The sequence below is a fragment of the Bacillus sp. FSL K6-1145 genome, assembly GCF_038003425.1.
In the GTDB taxonomy this organism is placed as follows: Bacteria; Bacillota; Bacilli; order Bacillales; family Bacillaceae; genus Bacillus; species Bacillus pumilus.
In genome coordinates this window covers 671,786-684,976 of sequence record NZ_JBBOPC010000001.1, presented here as the reverse complement: position 1 = coordinate 684,976, position 13,191 = coordinate 671,786, and the positions used below count along the sequence as shown (strand labels likewise).

General features: G+C 41.5%; 8 protein-coding genes and 2 pseudogenes. All 10 read right to left on the bottom strand.

The genetic code is table 11. From position 1 onward, the window contains the following. Positions 1-5 precede the first annotated feature (5 nt). The 10 genes and pseudogenes from MHH41_RS03365 to ligA all read right to left on the bottom strand — a co-directional run bounded on the left by MHH41_RS03365 (position 6) and on the right by ligA (position 13,148). Positions 6-863, bottom strand: coding sequence for a 3-hydroxyacyl-CoA dehydrogenase family protein (locus MHH41_RS03365; protein WP_003214220.1), 858 nt, complete (start codon positions 861-863; stop codon positions 6-8). Further along, entirely contained in the window at positions 860-1,570 is a 711-nt protein-coding gene (locus tag MHH41_RS03360) for a thioesterase II family protein (protein WP_050945731.1), read from the bottom strand. Before MHH41_RS03360 ends, MHH41_RS03365 begins: the two co-directional genes overlap by 4 nt. Next, a complete protein-coding gene (locus MHH41_RS03355; protein ID WP_050945730.1) occupies positions 1,567-2,547 on the bottom strand; it encodes a C39 family peptidase in 981 nt (326 codons plus the stop codon). Before MHH41_RS03355 ends, MHH41_RS03360 begins: the two co-directional genes overlap by 4 nt. Continuing rightward, positions 2,510-4,051: a serine hydrolase domain-containing protein gene (locus MHH41_RS03350; protein WP_340865683.1), complete on the bottom strand. Its 1,542-nt coding sequence runs from the start codon at positions 4,049-4,051 to the stop codon at positions 2,510-2,512. Before MHH41_RS03350 ends, MHH41_RS03355 begins: the two co-directional genes overlap by 38 nt. Further along, entirely contained in the window at positions 4,048-5,940 is a 1,893-nt protein-coding gene (locus MHH41_RS18785) for a condensation domain-containing protein (protein ID WP_445661617.1), read from the bottom strand. Before MHH41_RS18785 ends, MHH41_RS03350 begins: the two co-directional genes overlap by 4 nt. 12 nt (positions 5,941-5,952) lie before the next feature. Next, positions 5,953-7,083: pseudogene (locus tag MHH41_RS18780) on the bottom strand (amino acid adenylation domain-containing protein); the annotation flags it as partial. A gap of 138 nt (positions 7,084-7,221) precedes the next feature. After that, positions 7,222-8,514 (bottom strand): annotated as a pseudogene (locus tag MHH41_RS18775) (condensation domain-containing protein); the annotation flags it as partial. Between the two features lie 91 nt (positions 8,515-8,605). Then, entirely contained in the window at positions 8,606-9,805 is a 1,200-nt protein-coding gene (locus MHH41_RS03340) for an MFS transporter (RefSeq protein WP_034620241.1), read from the bottom strand. A 133-nt stretch (positions 9,806-9,938) separates the two neighbouring features. Continuing rightward, positions 9,939-11,126: a CamS family sex pheromone protein gene (locus MHH41_RS03335; protein ID WP_003214281.1), complete on the bottom strand. Its 1,188-nt coding sequence runs from the start codon at positions 11,124-11,126 to the stop codon at positions 9,939-9,941. 15 nt (positions 11,127-11,141) lie between these two features. Continuing rightward, positions 11,142-13,148, bottom strand: coding sequence for an NAD-dependent DNA ligase LigA (gene ligA / locus MHH41_RS03330; protein WP_253622885.1), 2,007 nt, complete (start codon positions 13,146-13,148; stop codon positions 11,142-11,144). Positions 13,149-13,191 lie beyond the last annotated feature (43 nt).

Genomic DNA, 13,191 nt, shown 5'->3' with positions numbered 1-13,191 from the left:
TCCTCTCACATGTCATATTGGAAAAAGCCCTTGCCTGATTTTTTGCCGTACTCGCCTGCATCAACCATTTTGACAAGCAGAGGACATGGACGGAACTTCGGATCTTTGTAGCTCTCGTATAAAACAAGCAATGAATTCAAAATCGTATCAAGCCCAATTAAGTCTCCTGTCGCAAGTGGTCCCATTTTATGACCGAAACCTCCGCGGAAAATTTTATCGACATCCGCTGGCGTAGCGACTTGATCTTGCACCGCCCAAATCGCTTCGTTGATTGTCAGCATCAGCACACGATTGGAAACAAATCCCGGAAAATCATGCACCACAACTGGTGTTTTATCAAACGATTTCAAGAAATCTTTTGCCGTTTCCACTGTGTCATCAGAAGTTGCTTTACCTCTAATGACTTCAACTAACGCTTTAAGAGGAACAGGGTTCATAAAGTGCGCCCCAATGACATTCTCAGGGTGATGCATAAGGGAACCTACCTTTGTGATGGAGATACAGCTTGTGTTTACAAAATAGATGGTTTCTTTCGCACAAATATCTCGTAGCTCTTCATAAATAGGTTTTTTAATCTCCCAATCTTCCGTCACATTTTCAATGACGATATGCGCGTCATGTAGTCCTTCAAGTGAAGTTGACAGCTGGATTTGAGACAATACATCTTCTAAAGACAATGAGATTTTCTTCTTTCTCACAAATTGAACCAATTGATAGGTCTTCTTAATTTTTTCCAGCGCTTCGTTTAACTTTTCTTCTGTGACATCAACTAATGTGACTTGATAGCCATTTGCTGAAAGGTCTAATGCCATATCAGCCCCCATGACACCTGCTCCAATCACGCCTACGTGCTTCGTGTTCATTTCTCCAACACTCCAATTCGCTTTAAAATGACATTGATTTTTTCAACGACTTCATTTGTGAATGAATGAATAAAAAAGTGATCTCCATCGAATTCGAAAAACGCACAATCTTCACTTGTATATTGATCCCAATCGTCTAAATCAAACAGCACAGAAGGCAAATCACGTGTACCATAAAAAATAGAAATTGGACAAGCAGCTGGAACGACTTCATCACATAAATAGGTCTCCAAAAGCTGAAAGTCTGCTCTTAAAATCGGCAGAAAGAAATCAAGCACTGCATGGTTATCAGCAAGTTCCTCAGGAACGCCTCCCATCGCAATGATCGCTTCTTTTAATTTGGAATCTGACAGCTGATGATAGACTTTCTTTTCTGGAATATGTGGCGGGAAGCGCCCAGAATAAAAGACATGAACAGGCTCTCTGTTTAACCTTGTTTTCATTCTTTTTTGTAATTCATATGCAAGGACGGCTCCCATACTATGACCGAAAATGGCATAGGGCTCTCCTTCTTTTAAGGAGGAGGACGCCTGTACATAAAGATCATCTGCGACCTGCTGTAAATCGGTTAGTACAGGCTCTGTCATTCTTGTCCCGTGCCCAGGGAGTTCAAGGGCATGAATTTCTATCGACCGGTCTATATAAGATTTCCACGTACTGAATACGGTACTGGCTCCACCTGCATACGGTAAGCAAAATAACTTCACGACACGCCACACTCCCTTTTGCATTTGATTGCCAACGCTTCCAGCCAGTGTTTTTCATCCTGGATGATCTGTTCTAAAGAAGCTTTGATATTGGCTTGGTACCTACTAGACATCTCACCTGAAAAAAGGAGTTTTGCTGCCTGATGCCTTGCTTTCTCCCATTCTGCTAAAATACGTTCCATCCATCCCACCAGCTCAGGTAGATCGCCTTTGATGAGATTCAGCCGATACAGCTCTACTTTCTTCGTATTGATGATCTGATTGAACGACGCCACGAGCTTCTCGATATCATCCCATTGCGGAAGCTGCTCATAAAATGTTTCAAGAGCTGCGATTCCTTTTTCTATTACGTCTATCTGACCATGCATATTTCTCAGGAAATAAGTCGTTTTTTGATCAAATAACTCAGTCGAGAGCTTGTCCGGATCAAAGTAGAAGGCCGCATAGGAATGAAATTGATCATTCGGCTGAAAATGATCATGAAAGGTGTCATACCCTTTCTGTACATCTTTAAATGACAGCACTTGATGCTCATAAGACAAATTATCTAAATGCCGATTCTCTAATACGTGAAAGATTTGCTGATTTTCATCGAATCCCGTAATTAAAATGGAATGACGGCTATGGGTTGTCAAATACTCTTTTCTACCTCGCTGAACGTAAGGGTCTACCCATACAATTACCGGGCGGTCACACGTCACATCTTGCTTGACCTTTTCAATGAGGTTGGGACAATACGTCATTTTTTCTACTTGAATGCCTTGTAAATTCATAATCTTTTCTGGATCGTGTGCCGACATCCAGTCAATCTGCAACAAGCCGTGCTCTGTAAGCCCGTAGGCAAATTGATCATTTAATAAGTATGGAGAAACTTCTTGATCATGCAGCTTCACAATTGGAAAAAAGCAATTGAAAAAACAGCTGCGATAAAACAAATCATTATAAGGATGAATGCCCGAAATCTGTTTGACGGTCATCTTTTTTTCCTCTCTTTCCAGCAGGAGATGTCACCATAAATCCTTTGATGAAACCAATCGTACAAAACCAAATGAAAAACAAATAATAAGAAATCGCTAATTCAATGAGAGAGGAAGGTCCCCATACAAAAGTCATTTTCCAAGGCAGCCCATTAAAGGCTAGCTGCGCAACAATGATTGGCAGGATCAATATCCCAATTAGCAGTAGCACCCAGCCGCTACTTTTCAGCCAGACGCGAAGTGACATGTCCCTGCGAACGAAAGCGCCGTTTCTTACACGCTTTTTCCACTTGATAAAACGAACGATAGACACTATTTGCAGCAAAATAAAAAGACATGTGGCACCAAGACTCAACTGATCAATGAGCTGAAAAGGGTCCATTGATGACTCTACTTCCTCATTTGTACCCGTGATCGTTTTGGCAATAAGACGTGCTGTTTGCTCTGTGTAGCTGCTATTCATATTTGCTAACACTCCGATCGCAACCTCTTCTTTTGGCTGGATCAGAAAAAATGATGAATAGTTAGGGTTAGAGCCCGCATGAAAAAGCGAGTCTACCTGCTCATGTGCCTTTTCTATATACCAGCCGGCATTGTAATAGACATGCTTCCCTTCTTCTGGGACATTCACAGTTAAGTGATCAGGATTTTTTACAAAGCGAGACCAAGTTGAATCGGTCAATTGATATTGCAGCCAAGTCCCCACATCCTGACTATTCATCACAATATAGCCTGCCGGAGTGTTGCCTCGATATTCTGGTGCTTTATAAGCATGCGGAGCAAGGAATTGCAATTTAAACCCTTCTGAGACAGCGCCGGATTTCATCCGTTTTAGCCCAGCCTCCGTTTGGTCAAGATGATGCCTTTTAAACAGTCCTTTCATATAAGCCTCATACGATGTTCCTGTTACATTTTCAATGATGAGACCAAGAACATCATAGTTGATGGTCGCATATTCAAAGGAACTGCCTGGCTTACGATTAAGCTCGATTGATTTCAGCTGATCTACTGTTTTTTTCAACGCATCCTTTGTAGTATCTGGCTGGATAAGCGCAATGGATTGAAAGGGAATGCCGCTTGTGTGATGCATTAATTGCTCCACCGTTAAACGCTGAGGCTTTCCATTGTATGTTGGAAAAAAACCTGGAATATAGCTGCTCACCGGATCTTTTAAATGAAGTTTCCCTTGCTTCTCTAACTCCACAATCGCAAGAGCGGTAAACGCCTTTGATGTAGATCCAATTTCAAAGAAAGTGCTGGCTGTCACTTGCTTCTTTTTCTTTCGATCCGCATAACCAAAGCCTTTTTGGTACACCACTTCGTCCTTTTTCACAACCACAACGGACATGCCTGGAATGCGTCCAAGCTCCATCTGTTCCTCTATCACTTGATCAACGGCTTTAGATGAAATCACTGCTTTTGCATGTGTCCCCCCGGCAAAGCTGCTTATCCATAAGACCGCTAATAAAAATGAAATGTAGATAACATGCTGATTTTTCCTCATGTAAATAATGAATCCATTTCTTCAAGAGACATATCCACTGTTTCAAAATCAGACGGTGTAAATTCGATTCCTTCTTTCTCTAAGCAATGCTGTACAAGATGCTCAATTTGCTGCTCTACCGCTTGCAATAGCTGCATCATGTCTGTTTCACACAGCTGTTTATCGCTGAAAGAAAGATGAAAAATCAGCTGACCGCCCTTGATGGTAGCGACCATATCGATGACGGTTGTTAATGGATTATCCAATGACGAATCCATCCCCGATGTAAAGTAAGACATCTTATAATCAGATGATTGTTTCAGCACTTGATCAATTTCACCTAGATAGTTAAAGCGTAATTGCGGCGCTGAATGAGGAGGAAGCTGCTTATTGATGAGTGACAACAGCCCATAGTCTGCACCTTTATTTGGCACTTCACGTATCGTTTCTTTGACAGTTCGTATGTGATCCGAGAGAGATTCAGACACCTGAACATTCACAGGATACATGGTGGTGAACCAGCCAAACGTTCTAGATACATCAATCTCATCCTCTACTGCATCCCTGCCATGACCTTCTAATTCCAAAGAAATCCGCTCTTGATTCGTTTGCTGATAACAGGCTTGCGTCAAGGCTGAAATTAACAGTTCATGCGGCTGCGTTTGATACGCTTGATTCGCTTGATTGAGCAATTGATTCGTGAGTTCCACTGATAATGCGGTGGTTAATTTGATTTCGTCTTTGACATATCCTTCATTTGAGGAAACTGGATACAGAGGCTGTATATTTTGCACCGCTTTTTGCCAATAGCTGACCGACTCTTTTACACCCTCTGATACTGCATACTGATTCACCCGCTCGGCAAATGTTTGATAGGAATGGGTTTTAGACGGAAGTACTTCTGCTGTAACCTTCTCTGCATGCAATAATTGAATCAAGTCTTCCACAAGAATTTGCCAAGACATACCATCAGCTAATAGATGATGGGCGGCAAAGATGAGATGTGATTGAGAATCAGTTTGACAAAGCGCAGCCTGAATCAATGGTCCTTGATAAAGATGAGTCCTTTGCTTGATCTGATATCCTACTTCTTGTAACGCTTCTTCCACATTCTCTTCTGACAATGCCGTGAAATCGTGTATCATCAGCGGAAAATCTTGAATGTCTTCATCATAATAGAGTGTGTTTGTTGCCTCATGTACTTTTAACCTTAGTCCATCGTGGTGAATGACGAGCTCTTTGAGAACATCCTGCACGATGGCTTCATCCATCTTTTTCTTTGAATGAACAATGATGGATTGATGCCAGAAATGTTCATCTTTTAACCGCTGGGACCAGAACCATTCGATAATTGGAATCGATTTCACATCACCCACAGCTTGCTCTTGTGAGATATGTATGACAGGTTCCTGCTGAACGACTTGTGCCATTTCTCTAAAAATGGGATAAGTAAAAAGATCCTTGGTTTTTAAATAGAGTCCTTTGTCTTTTAACTTCGCAATAAATTGAATCGCCTTAATGGAATCTCCGCCAAGCTGATAAAAATGATCAGCCGGTTCGATTGTTTCATGCCCTAAGATGCCTTTTGCTGTATCTACGATGATCTCTTCAATGTCCGCTGTTTCCTTGGACCACTCAACAGCTGTTTCTTGAGACAGCAATGGATCAGGCAGTGCCGTCCGATTGATTTTTCCGTTTTGAGTGAGCGGGAGCTCGTCTAGTACAACAAAATAGGCAGGTACCATGTAAGCTGGAAGCTGATCTGATAATTTCTTTCTAAGTAAAAAGGACGTCATCTGTTTTTCTTTCAATTCAATATAGGCAGCCAGCTGTTTTTCTCCAGATTCATCGGTTAGATCAATAACCGCTGCTTTATCAACTTCTTCAAGTGCCATCAGTGCAAGTTCAATTTCACCGAGCTCAATCCGGTAGCCTCGCAGCTTGATTTGATGATCAATTCTGCCAATGTAATCAATCTTTCCATCATTTGCTCGTTTGGCAATATCACCTGTTCGATACATGCGGCGACCATTTACAAATGGATTGGGCAGAAAGCGTGATTCCTGCAAATCAGGTCTTTGCCAATACCCTCTGCCAACACCTGCACCTGAAATATAGATTTCTCCTACTGTCCCAGACAGCACGGCTTGCTGATGCTCATCTAAAAGGTAAATCTCTGTATTTGGCATTGGCACACCAATTGACACAGATGCCCCTTCATCATCTTGATGGAATTGATGAATCATACAGCCAACGGTTGCTTCAGTTGGTCCATATTCATTAAAGATAGATATCCTTCCATCACTTGCCTCTGTGATTCTTTTGGCCAAAGCGGTCGATAATTGTTCTCCGCCCACAATCATCCGTTTCACAACTGATTGAGAAAGTGCAGCATCTGTTAGCAGTGCCATATGAGCTGGTGTCAGCTTGATGACTTTCGCTTTTTGATCAAACAAAATATGTTCTAATAAAAAGCCTGGCTGATCCTCTTGACGATAGATCATCACGGTACTGCCAATGACCAATGGCGTATAAATGGATGTCACGGTTAAATCAAACGCAATGGATGAATACAAGGCAAAATGATCATCTGATGAATCAGTATAGTGTGTTTTGGCAGACATGATATAGTTCACTAAGCTTCGGTGCTCAATCATGACTCCCTTTGGCTGTCCTGTAGAGCCAGACGTATAAATCATATATGCGACATCTTCAGCATCTCCAATGAATGGATGTACCGCATTATACTGAGCGAACTGATCCCACACGTTGTAGATATTGTACGTATCGCCATTAAAATGGTATGCAGATGCGTCATCTGTGAAAAACAGCTTTGCCTGGCTGTCATCCAAAATAAACTGAATACGTTCCTCTGGATACTCAGGATCAATCGGCACATATGCGCCTCCAGCCTTTAAAATCCCCAGCAGCAGCACAATAAGTTCTGGTGAATGATTCATACATACGGCAACAAAGTCATGTCTTTGTAAGCCATGTGTTTGTAGAAAATGCGCCATTTGATTGGTTTTTCTCTCAAGTTCACCGTATGTCATGCTATGAGATCCGTCCTGAAGTGCAATTCGATCAGGAGAAGACGTTGACATGTCTGTGATCAATTCATGGATTTTTTGTTTCTGTGGAAACAGCATGCCTGTGTCGTTCCAGTGATATAGCTGTCGATGTGTCTCGACTTCTGTCATGAGAAGTACGTCTTTTAACAGCTGCTTTGGCTGAGCGAGTATCGTTTCGACAAAGAGAAGCATTCTTTCGTGTAGAAAGTCGATATCTTCATTGCTGTAATCTGAGATCTTGTAATCATATTGAAGCTCGATTTGCCCTTTTTCATCCCATTCTTTCACAGCAACTTGTAAGCCATATGGCTGGAAGCCATTGTAAAGCTCTATGTATTCAACCTTGTATCCTTCCATCTCCTGCACCATATTTGTGCTGTAGGAGTTGATATAGATTTGAAAAAGCTGATCATACCCTGCTTTTGCAAGCTCTAAATCTTTGACAAGTGCATCATAGGGATAACGCTGATGCAGGAAGTAAGCCTTATAGCTTTTTTGAACGTCTGTTAAGCTTTCTAACAAAGAGAGATGAGGATCGATCTTCATTCGATATGGCATTGTACTTACGGTCATACCGGACGTGGCTTTTTCCTTTTGTCCGGAACGATTGAGAACTGGCGTCCCAATAATAAAATCTTTTTGATGGTATCTTTTATGCAAGTAGACGAAGAGTCCTAAAGTAAATAAAGAGTTGATTGAACAATGATGGACATCTATAAATTCATAGATTCGTTCTGAGAGTTGTCGATCAAGATAATGGCTTTGCCGATGGCCTTTGATTTGGTCAGTTCCCTGTACCAAATAACTATCAGACACATCAGATAATGCTTCTTTCCAAAATTGCTGATCTTTTTTAAATCTTGGGGAGTTCATATATTTTGATTCTTTATCAATAAATACAGAGTGATTGTCTGCTTCTTGTTCGATAGAGGAGCTGTGGGTAAGAGCAGTGTAAAGCTGGCTAATTTTATCGATGATTACTTTCATCGACCATCCATCTGCTACTGTATGATGGCATTTGATGAAATAACCGGATTGTTGTTCACTGATTTTTAGTACCGCAAATTCGGCGAGAGAGGTTTCTGTTAATTGAAATGGTGTTTTGAAGGCTTTTTCGGCCCATTCTAGCATGTCTTCATGTGTGGAAAACTCATAGGTAGGAATAGGGCTATCGGCGTTTGGATCAACGTATTGAAGCGTTTCACCATCTTTCTCTACTAGCTTGAGACGAAGAGATTCTGTCATCATGATACAAGATGCAATGGCCTGCTTCAGTTTATCGAGCTGCAATGGCCCATTGACGAAAATGATACCGCCAATATGATTGATCGGTGTTCCTGGATAAAATGTTTCCATGTTCATCACGCGCCGCTGCGGATGTGTTAATGGCCAATATACTAAACTATTAGTCAATTACGCCACCTCTACTTTTCATATAGTTAACATTTCTACCAACATATTAAATCACATAATGGTATTTTTGTAAATAATTGAGATAAAATGTCTAAATTTGTTCATTTTTTAATCTAGACGCTAGGAAAGCCGACACAGTAAACAGGGCAACGTTTATAAAAAAGACGACTCTTGCCCCAAAGAGATCGGTCATGGTGCTCATAACGAGGATGGACATTCCGTATATAAAAGTTGATAGTGTATGTTGAGCTGATAGTATTTTGGGCAATTCAATTTCACTCAGTGTATCTTGTACATAGGTTCGAATGGAAATACTGCGAAGCTGAAAGGCTGGTCCTAATAAAAAGACAAACAACAAACTCATCCATGCAGAATGATTCAATCCTAAGCAAAGGGTTAGCACAGCTACGATCACCGAACTGTAAAAAATGTGATCAAACAAACGCTGTTCCACATGCTTTGCGAACCGCAACACAAGCAGGCCGCCTAGAATGGTTCCGCCAAAATAGCTTGCGTTAATAAAGCCCCACCATGTTTCAGGCTGATGTAAAACTTCTGTGACATACACAAGGATAATGGCACCAGTCCAAATACTTCTACCGCTCATGGATAGCATTTCTAAAATCGTTAATGTTCGAATAGTTGGTTTTTCATACATGAGCTTCCACCCTGAAAAGACCCTTGTAGCAAATGATTCAGACTGTTGCTCTTGTTTAGCTGCAGCCCCAGTATCAATGATAAAGAGCATAGATATGAGTGACAAACTGTATAAAACAAGTGTCGTCAATAGGAGAAACTGTGGTCCAAGAATGCCAATAAACAGCCCTCCTAAAAGCCAGCCTAGTAAAAGGACCATTTGATCAGAAGTTAAGATATAGCTATTTGCTTTTAGTAAAAAGTTCTTTTCTACTAGACGTGGGATCATCGAATTTCGAACTGGAATGGTTCCTCCATCTATCAAAGAAAGGAAAAATACAATGATAAAAAAGAGAGGAATAGTAAAAGTTGATAGTTGTAGAATATAAATGAAAATTAAGCAACCGAAGAAAGCAATTTGACACATTTGTAAATAGATAATGAGTCTTTTTAGCTTAAATTGATACATAAAGAAAGGAATGAGTACCGCTCCAAGTGCTTGTCCAACAAACTGTGAGACAGCCACCATTGAAGCAATCAGTGTAGAATTTGTTAATTGATATGTCAGGATGGTCAATACGAGGACATATAGCGAATCCCCAAAATTAGCTAGGGATTGTCCCCCTAATAAAAAGTAAAATGATTTATTTTTCATAGTGATCTCCATTTTCTCTTCATTATCACCCATAATAATACATTATTTTCTACACTTCTACTTTTTATAACAATATTTTCATAATTTGATACATTATGACTAATTTAAAAAACCGCCAAAAGGCGGTTTTTATTTAGTCATATATATGGACGGTTGGTTCTTTGTCTTCAGCATTTTTCGTGATCAAGGCTTCTTGTTGATCTGAAGATGTGATGTTAATTTCGATATTCGTACTCTTATAGTAATCCATGACTTCACCTGTTAAATATTGCGTGAAGGCTACGACTTCCGTTTTTCCGTAGAACTGCATTGGAATTTCGACTTTCATTTTTTGCAGGTTGCCGTCTTTGTAAAACCCTTTTCCTACGACACCAGTATAATTCGGGAAGTAGTCTTCGACTTTTGTTTTGAAGCGGTCAAATCGCTCGGAATCATCTTTGTAGTTGCCTTTCGCATTATCTGAAGGGAAGAAGACATTCTCCTCTTTGATCGTATCCCAATTGCCGATATCAGCTGAGCCCGCTTTCACATCCGTTTTGGCGATAAAGTTTCCTGGAACGATAGATGATTTTGGTGCTTGCTTATAAAGGGCAATCATGACAGGCACTTTTTGCAGCCCATCCATTTGACGAATTCGTTTGATCACTTGTTCAGCAATTTTTTCGCCTTCTGCCAAAAGTTTCTTTGAATTTTTCGAAGAATCGATCGTCACTTCTTGCTGCGGGTCACCGATATTTTCACGGTAATAATAAACAGAGTTCAGCGCAAGTCCAATGACAACTCCGCCAAGCTGTAAGCTGTTTTTATCTTTTCGAATTAAGTAATTATGCTCTAGCATCGAAGCTAAGTAAATTGGACTACTTTCATTTTTAGACTTTGTTGAACCTGAGTTCGGAAGAGCAGGGTTTAAGCCTAGATTCTTAAAGTCTTTATCTTCTTTTTCTGCCTTTTTCAGATCACTGCCTGTTTTTTTGCGCGCCAGCCAGCCAAGAACGGTGTCCTCATCAAAATGCTGTCCTTCTTGGAAAAGGTAGTCGTTTGTATTAAATGACTCTGTTGCAAGGCGCATGAGTCCTGTTTCAAATTCATCGATATCCAAGCGTGTGTTGAGACGCTCTGCTGTTAATCCTCTCGCAGCCCCTTGTTTAAACGGCAGCACCATTTTGTAATAGGAGTCAGAGATATTGTACATCGGGATGATGGCTGTTTCCTTCGTTTCATCCGTTTTTTGTGTGACCTCTTCCTCTTCCTTTCCCCCAAAAGGTGCACACGCTGACAATATCAGTGTGAGCATTGTCAGCAGCAATAACAACTTTTTCAATAGAAAACACTCCTCTTATTTCTTTAGCTCCTCGAGCATTTTAGCTTCGTCCCAAATTTCTATATTGAGTTCTTCTGCCTTTGTCAGCTTACTTCCCGCTGCTTCTCCGGCTATGACTAAATCTGTTTTCTTACTCACACTACCTGCCAGTTTACCGCCTAGTGCTTCGATCGCTGCTTTTGCATCGTTTCGAGCCATTTCTTCTAATTTCCCTGTCAGCACAATGGTTTTGCCTGCAAAATAGGAATCACTTTCTTCAACCTTCACCGGTTTTGGTCCTGTGTAGGTCATATTAACCCCAAGCTCTTTTAGTTCATTTAGCAGATTGAGTATTTCTTCTTTCTCAAAGTATGTGACGACAGCATCAGCCATTTTTTCACCGATTTCATCGACTTCGAGTAATTGTTCTTTCGTCGCTTGCTTTAATTGATCGATATCACCGAAATGCATCGCCAAGGTCTTCGCCGCTTTAGAGCCAATAAATCGTATACCGAGTCCAAATAGTAAACGCTCTAGAGAGTTTTCTTTCGATTGCTCAATCGAACGCAGTAAATTGTCGACAGATTTTTCGCCCATTCGCTCAAGCTGAATGAGCTCTTCTTTCGTTAATCGGTAAAGATCAGACACACGAGAGACAAGCTGTTCTTGGAAAAGCTGTGTAATGACCCGCTCGCCAAGCCCATCAATGTTCATTGCATTGCGGGAAACAAAGTGAATGAGTCCCTCACGTATTTGGGCAGGGCATTCTGGATTGATGCAACGCAAAGCCACTTCGCCTTCAATTCTCACCAGCTCACTATGACACTCTGGGCATTCAGTCGGCATGTGAAACGGCTTTTCTTCTCCTGTACGCTGATCGATCAGTACACCTGCGACTTCCGGAATAATATCGCCCGCTTTTTTCACAATCACTTGATCAAAAAGGCGAATATCCTTTTCTTTGATCAAATCTTCATTATGAAGGGAAGCTCGCTGCACTGTCGTTCCTGCTACTTTGACAGGCTCAAGGATCGCCGTTGGTGTGATGACACCTGTACGCCCGACACTTAGTTCAATATCAAGCAGCTTTGTCACCACCTCTTCAGCTGGAAACTTGTACGCAACAGCCCAGCGGGGACTTTTTGCTGTAAAGCCGAGCTCTTCTTGCTGAGCTAACGAATCGACTTTGATCACAATTCCATCGATTTCATATGAAAAGTCGGCACGCTTCGTTTTTAGTGTTTCAATGAGCTCGATCACTTCCTCAATCGTTTGGCACATCCGTCTTTCTTTGTTCGTTTTAAAGCCAAGTTCGTCGAGAAGATCAAGTCCCGCGCTTTGCGATTCAACACCAATTTCATCAAGCTCCGCTATACTGTAGACGAAGATATCAAGGTTTCGTTTCGCCGCAATTTTCGTATCAAGCTGACGAAGCGAGCCTGCCGCCGCATTACGCGGGTTCGCAAACGGCTCTTCTTCGTTTTGTAATCTTTTTTCGTTTAATGCTTCAAAAGAAGGTTTTGGCATAAATGCCTCGCCTCTCACTTCAATTGACAAAGGACGTTTGATTTTGAGCGGGATGGATCGAATGGTTTTGAGGTTTTCTGTAATATCCTCACCCGTTGTCCCATCTCCACGTGTGGCACCTCGGACAAACAGGCCATTTTCATAACGGAGAGAAACAGCGAGTCCGTCAATTTTCAGCTCGACATTGTATGCAATATCGTCACCGACTGCTTGACGAACCCTGCGGTCAAAATCAAGAAGGTCCTGTTCATTAAACGCATTCCCGAGGCTGAGCATCGGGGTGCCGTGGCGCACTTTTTGGAAGGCGTCTAACACAGCGCCTCCGACTCTTTGTGAGGGAGAATCCGCTGCTTTTAAATCAGGGTGCTCTTCCTCTAAAGAGATCAGCTCACGCATCCGCGCATCATATTCAGCGTCAGGAACACTTGGACGATCCAGTGTATGATATTCGTAGTTGTATTGGTTCAAAATCTGGTGCAGTTCCTCGATCCGGCGTTTCGCTGCTTCTTTATCCATCTGCTTCTTCCTTTCAATTCATCCGTTTTATATGTCCTATCGG